This window comes from Mesorhizobium sp. M0968 (assembly GCF_040319065.1).
GTDB lineage: Bacteria > Pseudomonadota > Alphaproteobacteria > Rhizobiales > Rhizobiaceae > Mesorhizobium.
Map to the genome: position 1 here is coordinate 108,734 of NZ_JAMYNL010000013.1, position 19,046 is coordinate 127,779.

At 59.1% G+C, this 19,046-nt stretch carries 18 protein-coding genes; 12 read left to right on the plus strand and 6 right to left on the minus strand.

Annotated elements, in window-relative coordinates:
- Positions 1 to 154 precede the first annotated feature (154 nt).
- Positions 155 to 763: a hypothetical protein gene (locus NKH67_RS21625; RefSeq protein ID WP_352502276.1), complete on the plus strand. Its 609-nt coding sequence runs from the start codon at positions 155 to 157 to the stop codon at positions 761 to 763.
- A complete protein-coding gene (locus NKH67_RS21630; RefSeq protein WP_352502275.1) occupies positions 741 to 872 on the plus strand; it encodes a hypothetical protein in 132 nt (43 codons plus the stop codon). Before NKH67_RS21625 ends, NKH67_RS21630 begins: the two co-directional genes overlap by 23 nt.
- A 453-nt stretch (positions 873 to 1,325) precedes the next feature.
- On the opposite strand, the gene NKH67_RS21635 is transcribed toward NKH67_RS21630, so the two are convergent.
- From NKH67_RS21635 to NKH67_RS21645, 3 genes are all read right to left on the minus strand, one after another.
- Positions 1,326 to 2,324, minus strand: a complete 999-nt coding sequence (locus NKH67_RS21635; RefSeq protein ID WP_352502357.1) for an ABC transporter permease — start codon at positions 2,322 to 2,324, stop codon at positions 1,326 to 1,328.
- 49 nt (positions 2,325 to 2,373) lie between these two features.
- A complete protein-coding gene (locus NKH67_RS21640; protein ID WP_352502274.1) occupies positions 2,374 to 3,912 on the minus strand; it encodes a sugar ABC transporter ATP-binding protein in 1,539 nt (512 codons plus the stop codon).
- Between the two features lie 73 nt (positions 3,913 to 3,985).
- Entirely contained in the window at positions 3,986 to 4,915 is a 930-nt protein-coding gene (locus tag NKH67_RS21645) for a sugar ABC transporter substrate-binding protein (protein ID WP_352502273.1), read from the minus strand.
- Between the two features lie 465 nt (positions 4,916 to 5,380).
- Here NKH67_RS21645 and NKH67_RS21650 point away from each other — a divergent pair, with 465 nt between their 5' ends.
- The 7 genes from NKH67_RS21650 (at position 5,381) to NKH67_RS21680 (ending at position 14,326) form a co-directional block, all read left to right on the plus strand.
- Positions 5,381 to 6,496, plus strand: coding sequence for a LacI family DNA-binding transcriptional regulator (locus NKH67_RS21650; protein ID WP_352502356.1), 1,116 nt, complete (start codon positions 5,381 to 5,383; stop codon positions 6,494 to 6,496).
- Between the two features lie 83 nt (positions 6,497 to 6,579).
- Positions 6,580 to 8,682: a hydantoinase/oxoprolinase family protein gene (locus tag NKH67_RS21655; protein WP_352718720.1), complete on the plus strand. Its 2,103-nt coding sequence runs from the start codon at positions 6,580 to 6,582 to the stop codon at positions 8,680 to 8,682.
- A gap of 14 nt (positions 8,683 to 8,696) precedes the next feature.
- Positions 8,697 to 10,511 carry a hydantoinase B/oxoprolinase family protein gene (locus NKH67_RS21660; protein WP_352502271.1) on the plus strand — a complete coding sequence of 605 codons (1,815 nt, stop codon included), beginning with the start codon at positions 8,697 to 8,699 and terminating at the stop codon, positions 10,509 to 10,511.
- Between the two features lie 74 nt (positions 10,512 to 10,585).
- On the plus strand, positions 10,586 to 11,494 hold the full coding sequence (locus tag NKH67_RS21665; protein ID WP_352502270.1) for an aminotransferase class IV: 909 nt from the start codon (positions 10,586 to 10,588) through the stop codon (positions 11,492 to 11,494).
- 17 nt (positions 11,495 to 11,511) lie between these two features.
- On the plus strand, positions 11,512 to 12,276 hold the full coding sequence (locus NKH67_RS21670; protein WP_352502269.1) for an SDR family oxidoreductase: 765 nt from the start codon (positions 11,512 to 11,514) through the stop codon (positions 12,274 to 12,276).
- 54 nt (positions 12,277 to 12,330) lie between these two features.
- Positions 12,331 to 13,074, plus strand: a complete 744-nt coding sequence (locus NKH67_RS21675; RefSeq protein WP_353031806.1) for an SDR family NAD(P)-dependent oxidoreductase — start codon at positions 12,331 to 12,333, stop codon at positions 13,072 to 13,074.
- 226 nt (positions 13,075 to 13,300) lie between these two features.
- Positions 13,301 to 14,326, plus strand: coding sequence for a glycoside hydrolase family 3 N-terminal domain-containing protein (locus NKH67_RS21680; RefSeq protein ID WP_352502267.1), 1,026 nt, complete (start codon positions 13,301 to 13,303; stop codon positions 14,324 to 14,326).
- A 302-nt stretch (positions 14,327 to 14,628) separates the two neighbouring features.
- Here NKH67_RS21680 and NKH67_RS21685 read toward each other — a convergent pair whose 3' ends face one another.
- From NKH67_RS21685 to NKH67_RS21695, 3 genes are read right to left on the minus strand one after another with little or no spacing between them, the layout of a single operon-like run.
- Positions 14,629 to 15,039, minus strand: coding sequence for a ubiquitination-like system serine protease family protein (locus NKH67_RS21685; RefSeq protein ID WP_352502266.1), 411 nt, complete (start codon positions 15,037 to 15,039; stop codon positions 14,629 to 14,631).
- The gene (locus NKH67_RS21690) at positions 15,036 to 16,220 is read right to left on the minus strand and encodes a ThiF family adenylyltransferase (protein WP_353031808.1); all 1,185 of its coding nucleotides are present in this window, start codon (positions 16,218 to 16,220) and stop codon (positions 15,036 to 15,038) included. Before NKH67_RS21690 ends, NKH67_RS21685 begins: the two co-directional genes overlap by 4 nt.
- Positions 16,198 to 16,650, minus strand: a complete 453-nt coding sequence (locus tag NKH67_RS21695) for a multiubiquitin domain-containing protein (protein WP_352502265.1) — start codon at positions 16,648 to 16,650, stop codon at positions 16,198 to 16,200. The genes NKH67_RS21690 and NKH67_RS21695 overlap by 23 nt, the downstream gene beginning before the upstream one ends.
- 181 nt (positions 16,651 to 16,831) lie before the next feature.
- Here NKH67_RS21695 and NKH67_RS21700 point away from each other — a divergent pair, with 181 nt between their 5' ends.
- The 3 genes from NKH67_RS21700 to NKH67_RS21710 all read left to right on the plus strand — a co-directional run bounded on the left by NKH67_RS21700 (position 16,832) and on the right by NKH67_RS21710 (position 19,044).
- A complete protein-coding gene (locus tag NKH67_RS21700) occupies positions 16,832 to 17,218 on the plus strand; it encodes a helix-turn-helix domain-containing protein (protein WP_352502264.1) in 387 nt (128 codons plus the stop codon).
- On the plus strand, positions 17,205 to 18,071 hold the full coding sequence (locus NKH67_RS21705; RefSeq protein ID WP_352502263.1) for an ImmA/IrrE family metallo-endopeptidase: 867 nt from the start codon (positions 17,205 to 17,207) through the stop codon (positions 18,069 to 18,071). Before NKH67_RS21700 ends, NKH67_RS21705 begins: the two co-directional genes overlap by 14 nt.
- Positions 18,072 to 18,381: 310 nt before the next feature.
- Positions 18,382 to 19,044 (plus strand): hypothetical protein, encoded by a 663-nt coding sequence (locus tag NKH67_RS21710; protein WP_352502262.1) that lies wholly within the window; start codon positions 18,382 to 18,384, stop codon positions 19,042 to 19,044.
- Positions 19,045 to 19,046: the final 2 nt, after the last annotated feature.

Sequence of the window (19,046 nt, forward strand, 5' to 3'; positions counted from 1 at the left end):
ACGCAGGCATTGCGTCAGATCGCGCTGATCGAAGGGCGTCTGCGAAATTGCTGAAGCCCGCCCTTTCTGTCCTTTTGATCGTCAGTCGATGTGACATGGCGACAGCGGTCGCAGGACGGCATCGCCCTACGGTCGCGATGGGTGGAGGAACGATATGAGTGTTCATCGGGGCACCGGCCTGCTGCAGCATCGATCTCTGAATTTCGCGGACGATTTCGTCGCCGCCGATTTCTTCGAAAATGGCGCCGGCCTGCACGTCGAAAGCAGCATCGTCGTCAACCTGTCGAGCGACCGGCTGATCATCGACGATGCGATCAAGACTTCAATTGCGCCGTGGCGTTCGGCTATGCTGTCGAAAGCGACGATCGAACAGAGCGGCCGGATCGCTGTCCTGAAAGTTTGCAAGACAGTCGACCTGGGCGGCGTCATGTTCCGCGGCTGGGACTGGCTCGGCAACCGCATCCGGTCTTTCCCGCGCCAGACCCCGCTCTTCATCTCGCCGCAGGACACGATCGGCGAAGTCGAGCTCGACCCGCTGTTCTTTACAGGCGAGGTCGCCGTGGAACGGCAAATGCAGCGCTTCGTGCTCAAACTGAACCTCTGGTGGTCACCTGCTGAAACCGACTGCTTCATTCACGACAAACCATCCCTTCCTGGAGATCCACACGCAGATATTCGGAACCGGCCGCATGCAGAAATTCCGGGAGAACGACCAGGCGACGCTTTATCAAGATGTCCTCATGGCGCCGGGCTTTACCCATGAGGCGTTTTGCCGGGTCAGCGGAACGAACCAGTGGAAATATCCATGGCATCGCTATTTCGCCGACACCGATGCGGTTTGGTTGGCCATCGAACTGCACCCGATCGGCTGAGTTGATCGTTGCGTGGTGAGCGACTGTGGCGGGTTTTGCCGTAAGCTCGAACCGTCCAGTCAATGGTAGAAAATGTCCAACCGCGTCAGATCGTTCACTGACTCGGCAATGGCCCGCAGGATCGCCCCGCGCCTCCCCGACGCTCTGGCGGCGGCCCCTTTTGTAAGATCCGACGCACGGCCCGCCCCATGTTTGTCAACAAGGCGACGAGCAAAGTCGTGAACCCTGGCCAGATATCGCCACCTTTGAGATACGCATTCGGCGAGTGCGCCGAAGTCAAAATGCTGCAATGTCAAGCTGTGCAGTGCTCTTATTTGCATTTTCGATCTCCATCGATGGAATTTTCAGAATTGACCTGAAGTCTTCTTGCGCTTGCGGAAACATTCCTGCCTTTGTGATTTTTATCTGGCGGCTTTTATTGTTTTGGAGTAGGCGCCCGCGAGCGGGCTCGATCTAGGAGCGTTTCTGCCGATTCCGGTAGACATCAATGGTCACGGCCGTGACGATGATCAGGCCCTTGACGATTTCCTGGTAGTAGGCGTCGACCCGCAGAAACGTGAAGCCTGACGACATCACGCCCAGGATCACCACGCCGATTACGGTGCCCCCTATCCGGCCCACCCCGCCGGCAAGCGACGTTCCGCCGATCACGGCTGCGGCAATCGCATCGAGCTCATACATGTATCCCATGCCGGACTGAGCCGTCTGCGCGCGCGCCGCGGTGACGATGCCGGCGAGACCGGCAAGCATTCCGGCGATCGCGTAGACCTTAACCAGATGCCTTTCGACATCTATGCCGGAGACCCGCGCTGCCTGGACGTTCGCGCCGATGGCATAGGTGTACTTGCCGTAGCGGGTGTAGCGAAGCGCAACATGGAAGATTATGGCGACGACTATGAAGACGAACACCGGCCATGCAGCCGAGCCAATGGCGGTGAATTGATCGGTCAGCCCCGAAATGGGCTGGCCTTTTGTATACCATTTCGAAATGCCCCGAGCTGAAACCATCATGCCGAGCGTTGCGATGAACGGCGGGATCCGGGCATAGGCGACAAAAACACCGTTGGTTATGCCTGCAATCAAACCGACCAGGACACCAACGCCGATCGGGACGATGGCCGGCAGATCGGTCAACGAAGGATAAAGCGCTTTCGACCATTCCGCGGATTGGGCGAACCCAGCCGCCAGCATCGCACTTGCCGCCACGACGGACCCCGAAGAAAGGTCGATGCCGCCGGTGATGATGACCTGCGTCACGCCGATTGCGATAATCCCGACCACGGACACCTGGAGGATGGTGATCGTGAGGCGCTGCGGATTCCAGACGAAACTCTGCCCGATCAACAGCCAGCCGCACACCTCGCAGAGGACAACGATCCCCACCAGGACCAGGAAGATATTGAGCTCCTGAGGTTTTCGCCAACCGCCAAGGCCGCCACGGTACTCAGGCATGGCGGCGGCTGTTGTGTCTTTTCCCATCGTACAGTTCCTCTTTCCTCGCCTACTTCGAAGCGAGTTCCATTATTTTGACCTGCGTCGCCTCATCGCGGTCCAGAACGCCGGTGATCTTGCCTTCATGCATCACCATGATGCGGTCACTCATTCCGAGGATCTCCGGCATCTCCGAGGAAATCAGAATGACGCCGGCGCCCGCGCTGGCGAGCGCTGAGACCAGAGCGTGGATCTCGGCCTTGGCGGCAACGTCGATGCCGCGTGTCGGCTCGTCGAGGATGAGGATGCCCGGTCTGGTCAAAAGCCAGCGTCCGATCAGCACCTTCTGCTGGTTGCCGCCGGAGAGATTTTCGACCGTGGTGTGGATACCTGAGCTTTTGACGCGCAACGTCCTGCTCATCTCGCGGCATGCCGCGGCAATCGCCTTGCCGTGCACGAAACCGGCATTGACGAATTGGCTTTGAAGAGCGGCAATCTGCATGTTCTCGAGAATGTCCAGGACGAGAAAACAGCCGCTTTGTTTTCTGTCTTCTGTCAGGAAGGCCATTCCGTTGGCGATCGCATCGCGTGGCGATCTCAGATCGACGCGTTGCCCCCTTATCCGTATCTCGCCGCTGGTGGCGGGTGTCACCCCGAAGATGGTTTCGGCAACATTGGACCGCCCCGACCCAATCAGACCGGCGAGGCCCAATATCTCGCCCGCCCGCAGATCGAAAGAGACGCCCGAGAAGACGCCGCGCAAAGTCAGGTCCCGAACCGAAAGCAAGACATCATCGGTCGGCACGTTCTCTTTCGGAAACAGCGTCGAGATGTCTCTGCCGACCATCATGTGGATGATCTCGTCCCGGCTGGTGGCTGCTGCCGCATGGGTGCCGATATATTTGCCGTCACGAAAAACGGAGATCTCGTCCGATATTTCGAAGATCTCGTGCATCTTGTGCGAGATGTAGACGATGCCGATGCCCTGCTTTCTCAAATCCCCGATTATCTCGAAGAGATGGGCCGACTCGCGCTCTGTCAGTGCCGAGGTGGGCTCATCCATGATCAGGACACGCGAGCGATAGGAAACCGCCTTGGCGATTTCCACCATCTGCCTGCTGGCAATCGACAGATGGCGAACTTCCGCCTCAGGATCCAGGCTGATCTTCAGCTCCGCGAGAAGATCGCGCGATAGGCGATTCATGCGCCGATGATCGACGATCCCAAATCGATTGCGTGGCTCTCGGCCGATCCAGATGTTCTCCGCGACCGTCATCGAGGGCATCAGGTTCAATTCCTGATGGATCATCCCGACACCCTGTGTCAGCGCGTCGAGCGGGGTCTTGAACTGGGCGGAAATGCCGTCGAGGAAGATTTCTCCTGCATCGGGTTGGTATATCCCCGCCAGGATTTTCATCAGCGTGGATTTGCCGGCGCCGTTCTCGCCCATCAGCGCATGGACGGTACCCCGCCTGAGTTGAAAGCTCACGTCGTCGAGAGCCACCACGCCCGGAAACGACTTGCTGATTCCGGTCACGCTCAGCAGGCAGGGCTGACGCTTGTCCTCAAGACCAGGTGGGATTGGCGTAGCGGCGACTGTGGTCTGCATCGAAGTCGTCCCAAATCCAGATCGAACGGAACAGTCCGCGCGCCGATCAATGACCGGCGCGCGATGCTGGCGGTCAGTTCCTTTTCAGGTACTTGTCCATATTGTCCTTGGTGACGAGTTCGAGCGTGGTGAAGACCTTCTTGTCGGTCTTCTCGCCTCGGGCCAGCTTCAGAACCGTGTCGAGCGCGCCTTTTCCCTGGCTGATCGCGTCCTGGAAAACGGTCACCTTGAGGTCGCCTGACTTCATGGCTGTCAAGGCGTCCTGCGTTGCATCGATGCCGGCAACGACGTAGTCGCCGGTTGATTCGCCACTTGCCTTGATGGCCTGAAGCGCACCCAGCGCCATCTCGTCGTTGTTTGCGATGACGGCATTGAAGTTGAGACCCGCCGACAGCCAGTTTGTGGTCAGGTCGAGCGCCTGCGTGCGTGACCAGGTGGCCGTCTGCTCTTCGACGATCTCGATGCCCTTGCAGTCATCGGACTTGAAGACCTCGTGCACCGCCTCGGTGCGGCCACGCGCAACCAGGGTTCCGAGTTCGCCCATCAGAATGACGGCTTTGCCCTTGCCGCCCAGCAGGCGACACACCTCTTTCGCCTCCAGGCTGCCTGCCTGGATCTGGTCAGAGCCGACGAAAGCCTGCTTCTCCGGCAGCTGATCGACGTTGGAAGGCTGATTGTTGGCGAAGACCAGGGGAATTCCGGCCTTGTCGGCGGTCTTGGACATTGCGACGCCGGCATCGGCCTCTACCGGGATCACGATCATGCCGTCGACCTTGGCGGCAATGAAGTTTTCGATCTGGCTTTGCTGCCGGGCGATATCGCCCTGCGCATCCTCGATCAGCAACGTCACGTTCCCAAGGTCTTTGGCGTGCGCCTCCAGGCCACTGCGAAGAATCGCGAGAAAATTGTCGTCGAACCGCTGCATGCTGAAGCCGATTGTTTCGGCCTGAGCAGGGACGCCGAGCAACGTTAGACATGCGGCGGCCAGCAAAAACTTTTTCATGTTCCGTCTCCGTCGGTTTTTTGATGATGGAAAGCTTTGTATTGCCGACTTCGCCCCGGTACCCGTCGGACTAGCGGCAGCATCACAAGAAAACGATCGTGCAAGTTTCAGGCGTGGCGTTGCCCCAAGCGAGACGTGTTCAGCGCCGTTAAGCCTGCTGCGAAGCTCTTCGGCTTGCTACAGTTGGTAAAACGATACACCTGCTTTTTTTCACCTGTCAACTCCCCTTTTGACGTGTTTGCCTTCATCAGAGTCGAACTGTCTCGCCAAAACCCGGGATGTCGACGACATGATAGGCGACATCGCCAGATCGGCGATCGATTGACAGGGAGAATTTTTAGTGTACCGTTTTACCAACTTGCTCGACCGCACAACGGCGGAGTTGGACTCGCGACCATCGAAGTTTTGTTCTCCTGCGGGAGTTGTAGAATGAGGGTCTCTGGGACCTTGGGAGATTTGAACGACATGCCGCCGAAAAGTGGATCGCCCACAGATGCCGCGGACCGCGCCACCATTCAGGACGTCGCGAAAGCGGCGAGCGTATCCGTGAGCAGCGTCTCGAACTACATGAACAATCGATTCCACCGGCTCGGGACGGAGACCAGGACGCGCATTGCGACGGCAATTGCTGAGCTTGATTTCCGACCGAACCAGGCAGCGCGCCAATTAAAGACCGGTAAGGCCCGTGTAATCGCCCTTGTCGTGCCGAGCATCGTTAATCCCTTCAACGGGCAGATGGTGTTCTCGATCGAGCAGGCCGCAGTGAAGGCGGGTTACCGGGTTCACCTGTGCAACACCATGCGCGATCCGAAGCTCGAGAAGGAGTTTCTCGACAATCTGGCCGCCGTAGGCGTTGCGGACCTCATCACGATCGCGCCCCTGAACACCAGGCGGGGTTATTACTCGGCCTGGAGCGACCTCTCGATCGTGGCCGTGGACGCCAACAGGCTCGATTTGAAGCTTGCTCGGCTCGATACGGTCAATCTCGATCACGAGGCTGCAATCGGGATTGCCGTGGAACATCTGTTTGCTCTCGGTCATCGGCGGATTGCGTATGTCACGGATCCCCTCATCACCCACAGCCGGGTGATGAGGTTGTCCGGCTTCAAGAAAGCGATGAGAGATCACGAGCTCGATGACAGCCAGGCAGTGGTGCTCGAGCGTCACCAGAGCGCACTTGATGTCGCAGACGCCCAGATGGTCGAGGTCGGTCGCGATGCCGCTTCCGATGTGGCGGCGCTGTCGCCCAGGCCCACAGCCATTATCGCGTTCAATGACATGGTCGCGCTGGGGTTGCTTGCGACTTTCCGTTCCGCCGGCATTGCCGTCCCAAAGGACATGTCGATTATTGGCGTGGACGATGCCTGGATCAGCCAGCTCTCATTTCCCGCACTGACGACCATACGTCAGCCTATCGAGGCGATGGCCAGCGCAGCCGTCGAGCGTGTTCTCAAACCGAATGCGGCGCCGGCCAACGCCGGCTCCGACACGGTCTTCCTGCCCGAACTCGTCATTCGAGACACATGTGCGCCGCCACAGGAAGATGCCGCCACGCGTGTCGGCAAACGACACTTGGAATAGCAGTCCCAAACAGCGCCCTTCTTCCAACAACCCCAGAATATCCGGCCGGATGCGTCCGCGCCGGCACGAAAGAGGCTTGCCTTATGGATACCCACGCCACCGAGATCAAACCCAGCGCAAATCATATCAGGATGGCGTGCGACACCGGTGGTACTTTCACCGACCTCGTCGTTGAAGATGGCAACGAGATCAGGCTGTTCAAAGCGTCGACGACACCTGACGACCCGGTGCGCGGCGTGCTCGATGCCTTGGATCTCGCAGCTAGGCACTATCGACTAGGCCTCGGGGATTTCCTCAGCCGCGGCGCCATGTTCGTGCACGGCACCACCCGGGCCATCAATGCGATCATCACCGGCAAGACGGCGAAAACAGCCTTCATCACGACCAAAGGTCATCGCGATATCCTGGTCATGCGCGAGGGCGGGCGTATTGAACCGTTCAACTTCACGGTCGCCTACCCTGAGCCCTATGTGCCTCGGCGATATACGTTCGAAGTCAATGAGCGCGTCGATGCGCGCGGCAACATCGTCGAGGATTTGAACGAAGCCGACTTCATCACGACAATCAAAAAACTGGAGGCTCTGAAAATTGAAGCGGTTGGCGTTTGCCTTCTGTGGTCTGTCGTCAACTCGGCTCACGAGCGACGTATCGGAGACCTGCTGAAGGAGCATCTGCCTGACGTTCCATACACGCTCTCGCACCAGCTCAATCCAACCCTGCGCGAATATCGCCGAGCTTCCGCGACCGTCATCGATGCATCGCTGAAGCCGCTGATGTTCAAGTATCTCGATGGCTTGACCAACCGGCTGCAGGACGCCGGTTTCAACGGCCGGACACTGATGGTTACCTCAAGTGGCGGCATCATGGATGCCTCGGCAGTCGCACGCGCTCCAATCCACTCGATCAATTCTGGACCGGCGATGGCGCCCGTCGCCGGCCGCTACTACGCAGAGCGCGATTTTGGCAACGCCATCGCGATTGTCGCGGACACGGGTGGAACCACCTTTGACGTCAGCCTGGTGCGTGACGGGCGCATCCCCTGGAGCCGCGAAACATGGATTGGCCAGCGCACGCGCGGCCATATGACCGGCTTTCCATCTGTCGATATTAAGAGCATCGGCGCCGGAGGTGGCTCGATCGCATGGGTCGACAATGGCGGAATTCTGCAGGTCGGTCCGCAGAGCGCGGGCTCGACGCCGGGGCCGGTCGCTTACGGCCGCAGAGGAACCGAGCCCACCGTCACGGACTGCGCCTTGATCCTGGGCTATATCGACCCGGACTTCTTCCTGGGCGGCGCCATGGTCCTCGACCGGGAGGGCGCGACCCGGCAATTGCGTCTGAAAGTCGCCGAACCGCTCGGCATCAAGGTTGAGGAAGCCGCTGCCGCTGTGTTGAGGCTTTCAACCGAAAAGATGGTCGGAGCGATCGAGGAGATCACGGTCAATCAGGGTATCGATCCCACCTCGGCCGTCATGATCGGCGGCGGCGGTGCCGCCGGACTTAATGCGGTCGCAGTTGCCAGGCGCCTTCAATGCGCTGGTGTCCTCATCCCCGAAGCAGGTGCGGTCATGAGCGCGGCCGGGGCCTTGATGTCGGAGCTTTCGTCGGACTATGCGCAACTGCAATTTACGACCAGCGACAGATTTGCGGGCGACAAGATCAACGAGGTTCTGGCAGAGCTGAGGAAGCGATGCCTTGAGTTCGCGGAAGGGCCCGGCGCCGGGGCTCTCGACTACCACATCGAGTATTCCGTAGAGGCGCGGTATCCGCATCAGATCTGGGAAATCGACGTTCCTCTCCCGCTTGATCAGGTGAAGAGCGACGGCGATTTGAAGCAGGTCTCGGATGCCTTCCATGACACCCACCAGCGTATTTTCGAGATCAGCGATCGCAATTCCAATGTCGAATTCGTGACATGGCGCGCCAAGGTCAGATGCAGACTGACCGATCGGGCCGCCGGCACGATCCCCCCCGAAGGCGATTTTGCCGGTGGTCGCGCAAGGCGACCGGTCTACTTCTCCGAACTCGGCTGGAGCGACGTCTCGGTTCATCGCTACGAAGCCATGCAGCCGGGCGAACCAGTTGCCGGCCCCGCCATCATCGAATCATCGTTCACGACCGTCGTGGTCGATCCGGGCACAGTCGCAGAACGCACGGCCAGCGGTGGCCTGCGTGTGACATTCTAAGGAGGCGCTTTCCCATGTCTGAGCAAATTTTGAAGAAGGCGCCGGACGGCGTTCAGATGGCGATGATTTCCAGCCGCATGGAAACCATCGCCCGCAAGATGCAGAACACTCTTTTCCGAACCGCCCGCTCGGGGATCCTCAACACGGCCCATGATTTCTCGTGTGTCGTTCTGACCGCCGACTGCAAGCTGCTGGCGGCGGCGGAGAGCTTGCCGAACCACACGCTCATCGGCCCTGATTTGATGTGCCAGGCGGTGCTCAAGCACCATCCGGTGCTCAAGCGCGGCGACTGCTTCCTCCACAACAGCCCGTATGAGGGAAACTCGCACGCGGCCGACCACTGCATGATCGTCCCGGTCATCGACGATGAGGGCATCCTGCGCTTCTTCGTCCTGGCCAAGGCACATCAGGCGGACTGCGGCAATTCCCGTCCATCCAGCTATCTCGCTGACGTCAAGGATTTGTACGAAGAGGGCGCGCTGATCTTTTCGGCGACGAAGATTCAGGAAGACTACGAGACCAACCACGACATCGTGCGCATGTGCCAGGCCCGTATCCGGGTCCCGGACCAATGGTGGGGTGATTTCCTTGCGAGCCTTGGATCCGTCCGCATCGGCGAGCGCGAACTGCTTAACCTTGGCCGCGAGATCGGCTGGCACATGCTTGAGGGCTACGCCGCCCGCTGGTTCGACTATTCCGAACAAAAGATGATCGAGGCAATCAGGAGGTTGTCTTCGGGACGTGTCGTCCTGGAGTCCGCTCACGACCCCTTCCCCGGCATCCCGCACGGCATTCCCGTCAAGGTGGACGTTGAAGTCGATACGGCCCAGGCCAGGATCATCGTCGATCTGCGCGACAATCCCGATTGCCAGCCCTGCGGCCTCAATCTCACGGAAGCAACCGCCAAGAGCGCGGCGATGATCGGGATTTTCAACGGCATACTCGATCATCATGTTACCGCCAATGCGGGCAGCTTTCGACGCATTGAGATTCGGGTTCGCGAAAATTGTTGTGTCGGCATACCGAGGCATCCGGCCTCGTGCTCGGTGGCGACCACCAATCTCGCCGACCACGTCACCAATCCGGTGCAGCGGGCGATCGCCGAGCTTTCGGCTGGCTTCGGGCAAGCCGCGACCGGCCCAATCCAACCTCCAGGAATGGGTGTCATCTCCGGGCGCGATCCCTACAACAATGACGAGCCCTTCATCAATCAGGTCCACATCGGCATTAGCGGCGGCGCCGGCACGCCGGTCACCGACGGCTTCCTCACCATGATCCATGCCGGCAATGCGGGGATGTGCCATATCGACAGCGTTGAAGTCGACGAGCTCCATCATCCAATCATCATCCAGGATCGCCATATCCTCGGCGACACCGAGGGGGCAGGCACGTTTCGCGGCGCGCCGTCGGTCTACAGTGAGTATGGCCCGTGGGGCGGAAACTCCTTGACGGTCCTCTACACCGCCGATGGTACCATTACGCCTGCCGCAGGCGCCCGCGGCGGTGGCTCCGGCGGTGTGTCCAGGGCGGCAATGTGCAAGGCTGATGGTTCGGTCGTCGATCTTCCCCCCTGCTACGGGGTCACTCTGCAGCCGGGTGAGCACATGGTCTCTCACTCCGCAGGCGGCGGTGGATATGGCTCGCCCCGGGAACGCGATCCGGCGCGGGTGCTACACGATCTCGCCGAAGGGTGGATCAGCGTGCAGCGCGCACGAGACATCTACGGAGTCGCCGTCAAGGGATATCCCGAAGACGACAATCTTGAATTGGACGTCGTCCAAACACGCATCCTGCGCGCCGGCCGAAGCGAACTGGCGGTGGCCGTTTAGCCCGGCCGATACCCCGGGTGTTTCTTGTCAGGCTGCCCGACAACGGGCACGATTTCAGGTCAAGGAGAACTACGATGACAGACGTCGATTGGTCCGCTGGCGCGGCCTACATTGATGGTGAATTCATGCCTCTCAAGGATGCCAAGCTCGGTATCACCGAATGGGGCTACCGCCGGTCCGACGTTACCTACGACGTCGCGGGCGTCTACTACGGCGCATTCTTCCGGCTTGACGACCATGTCAAACGCTTTCGCGCCTCGATGACGAAGTTGCGGATGAACCCGAAGGAAAGCGACGAAGAGATCAAGAATATTCTCACCGAACTGGTGCGGCGCACCGGCTTGCGCGAGGCCTATGTGGCGATGGACTGTGTCCGCTCCCGCCCGCCGCGCGGCGTGCCGCTTCATCCCATAAACGGCCGCAGCTATTTGATTTGCCATGTCATGCCTTGGGTGTGGGTGTTCACCCCAGAGCAGCAGGAACGCGGCGTGCACGCAATGATCGCGTCGCCCCAACGGATTGCACCGGAATCAGTCGACCCGACGATCAAGAATTTCCACTGGGGCGACCTGACACGCGGGAATTTCGAGGCGCACGATCAAGGCGCCGAGACCTGCATTTTACTGGATCGCGATGGAAACGTGACGGAAGGACCGGGCTTCAATGTCTTCGCCGTCATCGATGGCAAGGTCATCACGCCGAAACACGGTGCGCTCGAAGGCATCACTCGAAGAACAGTCCTGGAACTCTGCGACGAATTTGGAATTCGCTGTGAGGTCCGGGATATCTCGCGTAGCGAATTCGAAGCTGCCGACGAAATCTTTTTCTCGACAACCGCCGGCGGCATCATGCCGGTGAGCCGCCTGGGAAAAAGGATCCTGGGGAACGACCGGCCGGGTCCGATTTCCGCGCGGCTGAGAACAGCCTTTTGGGACAAGCGGCAGGACGGCTGGCATGCGACGCCAGTGTCTTACGCTTCTTGATCGAAGGCGAAATGCAGATGCGACGGCTTTTCGACCTCGATGGTAAGATTGCCCTGGTTACGGGCTCGGGTCAGGGCATTGGCCTGGCGCTTGCCCGTGGCCTGGCGGAGTGCGGTGCCCGTGTTGTCCTGAACGGCCGCCGTGAACAGCTGTTGAAGGACGCCGCCACGGATCTGCTCAAGGACGGTCTGTCGGTGGAGGTGGAGGCCTTCGACGTCACGGATGCCCTGTCTGCGCGTCAGGGGGTCGAGCGGATTGAGACCTCGATCGGCTCGATCGACATTCTCATCAACAATGCCGGCATCCAGCACCGATCAGCATTGGAGAATTTCCCGGAAGACAAATGGCACGATCTCCTTCGAACCAATCTCTCCAGCATTTTCTATGTGAGCAAAGCCGTGGCCAAAGGCATGATAGGCCGCGGGCGCGGAAAGATCATCAACATCGGCTCTGTTCAGAGCGAATTGGCTCGTCCGGGCATCGCGCCCTACACGGCGACAAAAGGGGCTGTCAGAAACCTGACCAGAGGCATGTGTGCGGATTGGGCAAAGCATGGTTTGCAAGTCAATGCCATCGCGCCAGGCTATTTCAAGACGCCGCTCAACGAGGCTCTCGTTCGAGACCCCGAATTCTCCACGTGGCTCGAGCGGCGCACACCGGCCGGTCGGTGGGGCAATGTTGAAGAACTCATCGGGGCTGCAGTGTTTTTCGCCAGCGACGCGTCTTCATTCGTCAACGGCCACACGCTCTACGTGGACGGTGGTATCACAGTGACGGTGTGAACGCCTGGCGCTGCCCTCGCTTCTCCATCATCCAGAAAGTGGACGCGGATTTTCATGCAGCAAAAACACTCTCGACGGAACTCAGCCTGTTACCCTTCGCTTAAGGGCAAGGTTATCACCGGAGGCTGCTCTGGCCTCGGCGCAGCGATGATCCAAGGATTTTCCTGGCAAGGTGCAAGGGTGGCCTTCGTGGATATCAAGAAATCCTTGTCTGAGGCGCTTGTGACGTCGCTGAGCGAGCACGTATATCCACCGGTGTTCATCGAATGTGACATCCGCAATATCGCCGCTCTCCAGATGACGATAGAGCGTGTCGGGCGAGATCTCGGTGACGTTTCAGTTCTGATCAACTATGTCGCCAACGACACACGGGACAACAGGATGGCGATCAACCTGCGGCCAATGTTCTTCGCTACACAGGCCGTCATCCCGCAGATGAAGCGTCTCGGAGGCGGGTCGATCATCAACTTTGGATCGTTGAGCGCGCGTACAGCGTCGATCATCCCCACATACATGACGGCCAAGGCTGGCGCGCACGGTCTGACAACGGGGCTAGCTCGAGAACTCGGTCCTTTCAATATCCGGGTCAACACACTTCTTCCGGGTTGGGTGATGAAGGAAAGACAGAGGCGCGAACATCTGACTCTGCAAGGAGAAGCACGGATCGACGCGCTGCAGTCCGTTCGAGTACACGTTCAGCCCGATGATATCGCAGGGCTCGCACTGTTTCTGGCCAGTGATGATGGTGCGCTCTGTTCGTCGCAAGAATTCGTCATAGACGCCGAGTGGACCCCATAACACTGAACGCGTCCAATCAGACGGTTTGCCCCAATGCCGGGGGCGAACGTGAGCGGACATTGCTGCGCTACAGGCTTCACTTTTCCAACCAGACGGTACGGACGGACCGTAGACGCGGGTACTCGCCGTCATCAGAAAGGCGGAAGGGCCTTTAGGAGACTTGCCTCGGCCCGCGCTTATATCGTCGAGGTGAGTCTTCAAGAATCTACTCGAGAGGGACTGAATTATGAGCTTCACGCCTGCTGAGGATGCTCACGCGGTTATTCTTCCTGCCTTCGATGGAATGATGCTCAGTGATCCGGCAAAGCGCTTTCTCGATCGGGGAGGAATCTCCATTCTGCTGGGAGAAAGCCGGGAAGAATATCTAGCCCGCGAAATGAGTGATACCAGACGTGGGTCAGAAACGGCGGAGTCCTTCCTGAGGATAACCGACGACGCCCGGGGCAGGTCGGGCATGCTACTTGCGGCAGTGGATCAGGAGATGGGGGGGATTTGCCGACTGCATGATTTGGTTCCGCAGTTTCCTGCACCAAGCGAGCTGCCCTTTGCGTCGGAAGAACAGATTTCCGAACTTTCAATGTTTATCGCGACTCAGGCCGCCGGCATGGGGATCAATGTTTTCCTGTCTCCTATCCTTGACGTATTGACCGGTTCCAACAAATGGCTGGAAAGGCGCACATGGTCGAAGGACCCTCTACTGATCGCGCGCCTTTCTGCAGCCTACATCCGCGGCGTTCAAAGCGGGCGTGTCGCAGCGACGGGCAAGCACTTTCCAGGCTACAGCACGACAACTGGCGATCCGGCAGTCGATGCTACTGCAATCAATCCCCTTGCCCTCTCCGACGTCGAGGCGGGTCTGGCACCCTTTCGTGCTGCCATCGCTGCCGAGGTGGAACTGATTATGGTCGGACCTGCCATCGTGACGGCCTACGATCAAGCAAAGGCTGCACTCCGATCCAAGGCGGTGGTCCGGATGCTGAAGGAGACCCTCGGCTTCGATGGTGTCGTGATGGCCGATGACTTAGATTCCATGGCCACCATGCGTGGCGATAGCGTTGCCGCGGTCGCAATTGATGCGCTTAACGCTGGTTGCGATTTCCTACTTCTCGCCGACATCGGCACGCAACTGGACGAGATCGCCGATGCAATCGAAACAGCAACTCGGTCCGGAACGATTTCGGCCGAGGCGTTGGCAAAATCTGCTAACAAGGTTCGGCACCTATCACGCAAGTATGAAATGAGAAAGGTGTGAAACCCCTCACATTCCAGTCTGCCAATTATGCGACTTTCGAAGCACAAATCATGAACATAGGATGATGGGGTATTCGGTTCAAATTCGCCGGTGGCGTCAGCTTCGCGCCCAATGACGGCCGTAAAGGTCCACTTCACAGCTTCTTAAAAGCAGACATCGCTGGCGATGCCCTCGAAGTCGACCATGCCCACTTCCGGAACCGCAGATCGAGGCATTTGCGCCTCATGGCGTGCTCGCTTTGTCTGTCGCCAACTGACACCAACAAAACAGGCAGGCCGGGATCAGCCTGCCTGTTAAGAGGGCTACCGCGGCGGCCCAAAGGAAGTGAACCGGGTCCAGACACGGCCCAGCGCAGACAGCACACGCTTCAGGAAGGACAGACGCGCGGGGTCGCCGTGCGCGTGGCGTTCGATCTGCTTGCGCATCACCGCTTGCGACGTGGCTGGATCGAAGGCGCGCAGCCATTCAACCTCGCCGGCCGTAATGAAGTAATGCGAATTGCAGGGTGCATCGCAGACGGCAATCGAAGGGCGCACCGTCGCCATACCGCCTTGTTCAGTGACCTGGTGGCTGTCGGGTACCAGCAACGAGACACGATGACCACAGCCGCAAGCGCACAGCAGGGCCCCGATCTCGAACTCCTCGCTGTGATAGACGACGCCCGGCATCAAAGGCTTGGGCATGCGCTCGACCGCTTCATAGCGAAATCTCATCTGGGCTCCCTCGCCCGGTCCATTTCGAAGGTCACGGTATCGAAGATTATCGACGTCGCATCACTCTCCCGGTCCAGCAGCCCGAAATGCTGCTTGAACCGGATCACGGCCATGTTAGCATTCAGCGCATTAAGCTCAGGAATCTGCGCCTGCTTGCGATATTCGTCAGCTTTCGCGTTTTCGACCGGCAGACGCACCGTTCCCCGATTGTTGTCGAAGGCTTCACGATCGGTGCCCGTAATGCGCACGAAGCCGCTGAGCCCGACGGTTGAGCGATTGAGGCCCATGCCGCAATCGACAAAGGGGATGTTATTCGCACTCAGCCAGTCCACGATAAGCAGGCGCGCAGGTCCCTCATCAACCGAGACGAAGACGAAATCGAAATCGCGGAGGCTAACAACATTGTCGGCCGTGATGCGTTCGGCGACCGGCACAATGCCCGAATGCCATTGATCATAGTGCGTGGCTAGCGCCTCGACCTTCAGCTTGCCGATGGCGCCGGGGATAAAGCCCGGCCATCTGAAGATCGTGTGGAGATGAACCTTGTCATCATCGAACAGCGCGATCTGATCAAGATGCGTACGGGCCACTGAATCGAGAATGAAGGAGCCGGTTCCGCCAAGGCCAACGATCGCGACCTTCTTGCCACGCAGGAGTGCTGAGAGATCATTGAGATGATAGCGCGCGGACATGGTATCCGGAAAGCGCAGTGGCGAACCCTGCGCCGCCGCCTTGACGGCGATGCCACGAAGGGGTGTAGCCTTCGGATAAGCGTTGATCGCCGGCGTCGTGATCGTATCGATGTACGTCTGCACCTTTTCCTCGAACGACTGGTACGCACGCAGCGCGCCCTGCTCATCCATCAGCTTGTAAGAGAAGGAGCAGGTCATCACGAGATCGGGCGTCACCTCAACGGGATTGGGGCCGCCGCCAAGCCTGAGCTCGCGTCCCTGCTGGTCATGGGGTCTGCTGCCGCGCCACCAGGCCTGGTGATCGGAGGGCGGGCCGATAATCGGGCTGGTCAGACCAAGTGGGCAGGCCCAATCGCCGTGCTGAAGCCTGCCCTGGTTGTCGAGGTAGGGCAGGCCGTAGATAACGAGATACCCGCCCACGAAGTCAATCAGGTATCCCGTCTCGTCCAGATCGCGCAGGGCGGGATTATGATTCGCCAGTTCCGGCAATGCGAAAGCGCATTCCATCTTTCACCTTCACTTTCTGACCGGGTGCGAGCGTGCCGCTCGGGTTCTCGACCGGGCCGTGGGAGTATTTGATAAGATACTCGTTCGAGGGCTTGCCGCCCTGCCCGAGATAGAGATCGACCACGCGGGCGTAAGTGATCTCTTTGGTGTCGATCTCGTGGTCATCCCCATTGATGAGAATGTCGAAGACCTTCTGGCTATAGAAGTGCTGATCCTGCGTCAGATGGATCGGCGTCTCATCGCGCGGAATGGGCTCATCTTCTTCGTCGCCCGCGACCTCGCGGTAGAGCTTCTCGTGCTTTTTGATGTCGGCCAGGGCATAGAGCGCTTCACCCGTCGTTGGGTTGGGCGACTTGGTCGCCACGCGGTTGATGTGGATGCGCACGATGTGCGCCGCAGCGATGTCCGGCATGGTTTATGTCCTTTCCCGCCTCTGGCGGTGCTTGCGTTTCGCCTTGGCCGGTGGCATTTTGGTGTCCGGCCAGACAACAGGGAGGGTTTGAAAAAAGCCCTGGTCTAGCTCATGCAGATCAGAGCCTGTTGTCTACACAGACAACAAATAGGCATTAAGTAAAATTTGTCAAGGAGGACGAATGCCGGACACAGCACTGGGCGTGTGGTTGAAAGGCCTGAGGGAGGAGAAAAAGCTGAGCCTGAGAGATCTCGGCCAGCGCAGCGAGGTCGATCACGCCTACATTCATCGACTTGAATCGGGCGTGAAGGAAGCCCCATCCGAAGACGTTCTGGACAAGCTCGCACAGGCGCTGTCAGCCTCAAAGCGCGATCGCGACATTCTGCACCATCTGGTGCGCCAGACGAACGTCGATCCGAATATCCTGGAATTTGTCCGTAAGGACCAGAGTATCAGCGCCGATGAGCTGCAGATGCTGTCCACTGTCGTGAATCGCGGCACGCGCGCGGATTACGCGACCTCGCTCGCGCGCATCAGGCGCATGATGACGGAAGATGATGATGGATGAGTTGTCAGTCGTTTCATCTGCACGGGCGTTTATCAGCAAATGCGGGCCGCTTGCGCAGCCGGTCTCAGTCGATATCTATGCGGCAGCAATCGACGGCACGATCAAAAAGGAAGCCTTGAACGACGGCGAAGATGGCTGGTCGTTCAAGACGCCCAAGGGCAAATACAAGATCTGCGTGAACTGCAATCAGAACAACAGGCGTCAGAGGTTTACCGTCTGCCACGAGGTTGCCCACGCGGTTTTAGACATCGCCCCCGATCATAGCCAGCCAAGCTGGTGTCTCAGCAAGCGGCCCCAAGGCGAGATTTTCTGCGACATTTTCGCCGCCGAGCTACTCCTACCATACAAGCTCTTCAAGCCGCAGGTTGACATGTCGGAAATGGGCATGGCGGCCGTCGGCATGCTGGCCGATGATTTCGATGCCTCGCTTGTTGCGGCCGGCTCGCGTTTCGCAACCTTCTCGAAAAATCTCTGCGCGTTCGTCGTCTCCGAAGGCGGCAAGGTTCGCTACAGCGCCCGCTCGGCAAGTCTACGCCAGGCAAAGGGCTGGGTCAGGCCCGGGGCGCTCCTACCCGAGGGTTCCTACAGCGCACGAGCACGAGCGGGCGAGAAGCCGTCAGGACCTGAAGAAGCGGAGGCCGACGAGTGGTTCGAAGACTGGGACCGCGATGGCGGCCTCTTCGAAGACGTCTTGCATGTTAGTCAATGGGATCAGACCATGACACTACTGTGGTACGAAGAGGACGACGCCCCGCCCGCGCGTCTCGAGCGCAAGCAATGGGAGGAACAGACCTACGGCCTGCGTGAGCTTGACGGCAATCTGCCCTGGCCGGGCGGCAGGAAGCGGCGATAGGTGGGGACTTGGGTTTGCTAGGAGCGCATCGATCGCTCCCCCAATAAGCAGACCTTTTCAGCGTCCGGGCAGTGTCATTCCCAGACTTTTTGCGCTCCCATTCGAGCGGCCGATATCTTTCTTTCGAGAGAAAAAGCGGTCCGTCGGATCACGGTCGAAAGGCTGCCGGACCGCAATGCGCCTCATGTCCGGCGTTCAACATTCTGATCGCCACGCCCAAAACCCGCCGTTCGATCGACTGGGTGGTATTTTCCCACCTTGCTAAGCGCAGATTGAGGCTCGTCTCACGCACTGGTTGACAATAATCCAGATGGTTGACAGAATCTTAAAAACGCCCGATTCGGAAAAAGAGGGAATGACAATGCTGCCTTGGGACTTTCACCCCGAGTTGACCGTAGAACGGCTGGTCAAGGTTGCACAGCTGCTCGCGCTGGGTCGTGGCAGTGCTGTCGACCGCTTTGATCCCGCAATCGGCGACGATAATTGGACCTTGGGAGTCTGCGCCTACAACTATGGCTGCTTCCAGATCGCGCGAGCTGCGGGAACACTGGGTTTTGAGTGGCTGGGAGTGATTGATCCCGGCAAGCATTTCCAGTTCAGTATCGGCGGCGTTCCGATGCGCTTCTGGCGCGGTGATCCAGCTGAGCCGACCGCAAAGATCTCGGTCGCGACTCCGTTAGAGCAGCTGTTGCTCGACCTGGAGCCGGGCATCTCAACCGCCGGAATGCTGTTCCGCATTGGCGTGACGACCGACGTAGACGGCGCGCTGCTGGGAGCCAGCTTTGTCGCACTGCGGAACGACCAGCCCGAAGTCGTGTGGCCGTTGCCCCTTGCTGAGGCAGAGCCTTTGATCGTGCTGCTAGACGACACGCGGCCTGAGGGTATTGAACTTTCATCGCCGTCTGTCGGCGATCATAGGGACGACGAGGACGAGCGCGGCGACGATATTGCCTCTTCTTCCGACGGGGCGTAAGC

Excerpts from the sequence above, each read along its gene's own strand:
- NKH67_RS21695 (WP_352502265.1), bottom strand. The coding sequence starts at position 16,650 with ATGCCGGACATCGCTGCGGCGCACATCGTGCGCATCCACATCAACCGC.
- NKH67_RS21670 (WP_352502269.1), top strand. The coding sequence starts at position 11,512 with ATGCGACGGCTTTTCGACCTCGATGGTAAGATTGCCCTGGTTACGGGC.
- NKH67_RS21660 (WP_352502271.1), top strand. The coding sequence starts at position 8,697 with ATGTCTGAGCAAATTTTGAAGAAGGCGCCGGACGGCGTTCAGATGGCG.
- NKH67_RS21705 (WP_352502263.1), top strand. The coding sequence starts at position 17,205 with ATGATGATGGATGAGTTGTCAGTCGTTTCATCTGCACGGGCGTTTATC.
- NKH67_RS21710 (WP_352502262.1), top strand. The coding sequence starts at position 18,382 with ATGGTTGACAGAATCTTAAAAACGCCCGATTCGGAAAAAGAGGGAATG.
- NKH67_RS21685 (WP_352502266.1), bottom strand. The coding sequence starts at position 15,039 with ATGAGATTTCGCTATGAAGCGGTCGAGCGCATGCCCAAGCCTTTGATG.
- NKH67_RS21640 (WP_352502274.1), bottom strand. The coding sequence starts at position 3,912 with ATGCAGACCACAGTCGCCGCTACGCCAATCCCACCTGGTCTTGAGGAC.
- NKH67_RS21665 (WP_352502270.1), top strand. The coding sequence starts at position 10,586 with ATGACAGACGTCGATTGGTCCGCTGGCGCGGCCTACATTGATGGTGAA.
- NKH67_RS21680 (WP_352502267.1), top strand. The coding sequence starts at position 13,301 with ATGAGCTTCACGCCTGCTGAGGATGCTCACGCGGTTATTCTTCCTGCC.
- NKH67_RS21625 (WP_352502276.1), top strand. The coding sequence starts at position 155 with ATGAGTGTTCATCGGGGCACCGGCCTGCTGCAGCATCGATCTCTGAAT.
- NKH67_RS21630 (WP_352502275.1), top strand. The coding sequence starts at position 741 with ATGGCGCCGGGCTTTACCCATGAGGCGTTTTGCCGGGTCAGCGGAACG.
- NKH67_RS21645 (WP_352502273.1), bottom strand. The coding sequence starts at position 4,915 with ATGAAAAAGTTTTTGCTGGCCGCCGCATGTCTAACGTTGCTCGGCGTC.
- NKH67_RS21700 (WP_352502264.1), top strand. The coding sequence starts at position 16,832 with ATGCCGGACACAGCACTGGGCGTGTGGTTGAAAGGCCTGAGGGAGGAG.
- NKH67_RS21650 (WP_352502356.1), top strand. The coding sequence starts at position 5,381 with ATGCCGCCGAAAAGTGGATCGCCCACAGATGCCGCGGACCGCGCCACC.
- NKH67_RS21635 (WP_352502357.1), bottom strand. The coding sequence starts at position 2,324 with ATGCCTGAGTACCGTGGCGGCCTTGGCGGTTGGCGAAAACCTCAGGAG.
- NKH67_RS21675 (WP_353031806.1), top strand. The coding sequence starts at position 12,331 with ATGCAGCAAAAACACTCTCGACGGAACTCAGCCTGTTACCCTTCGCTT.
- NKH67_RS21655 (WP_352718720.1), top strand. The coding sequence starts at position 6,580 with ATGGATACCCACGCCACCGAGATCAAACCCAGCGCAAATCATATCAGG.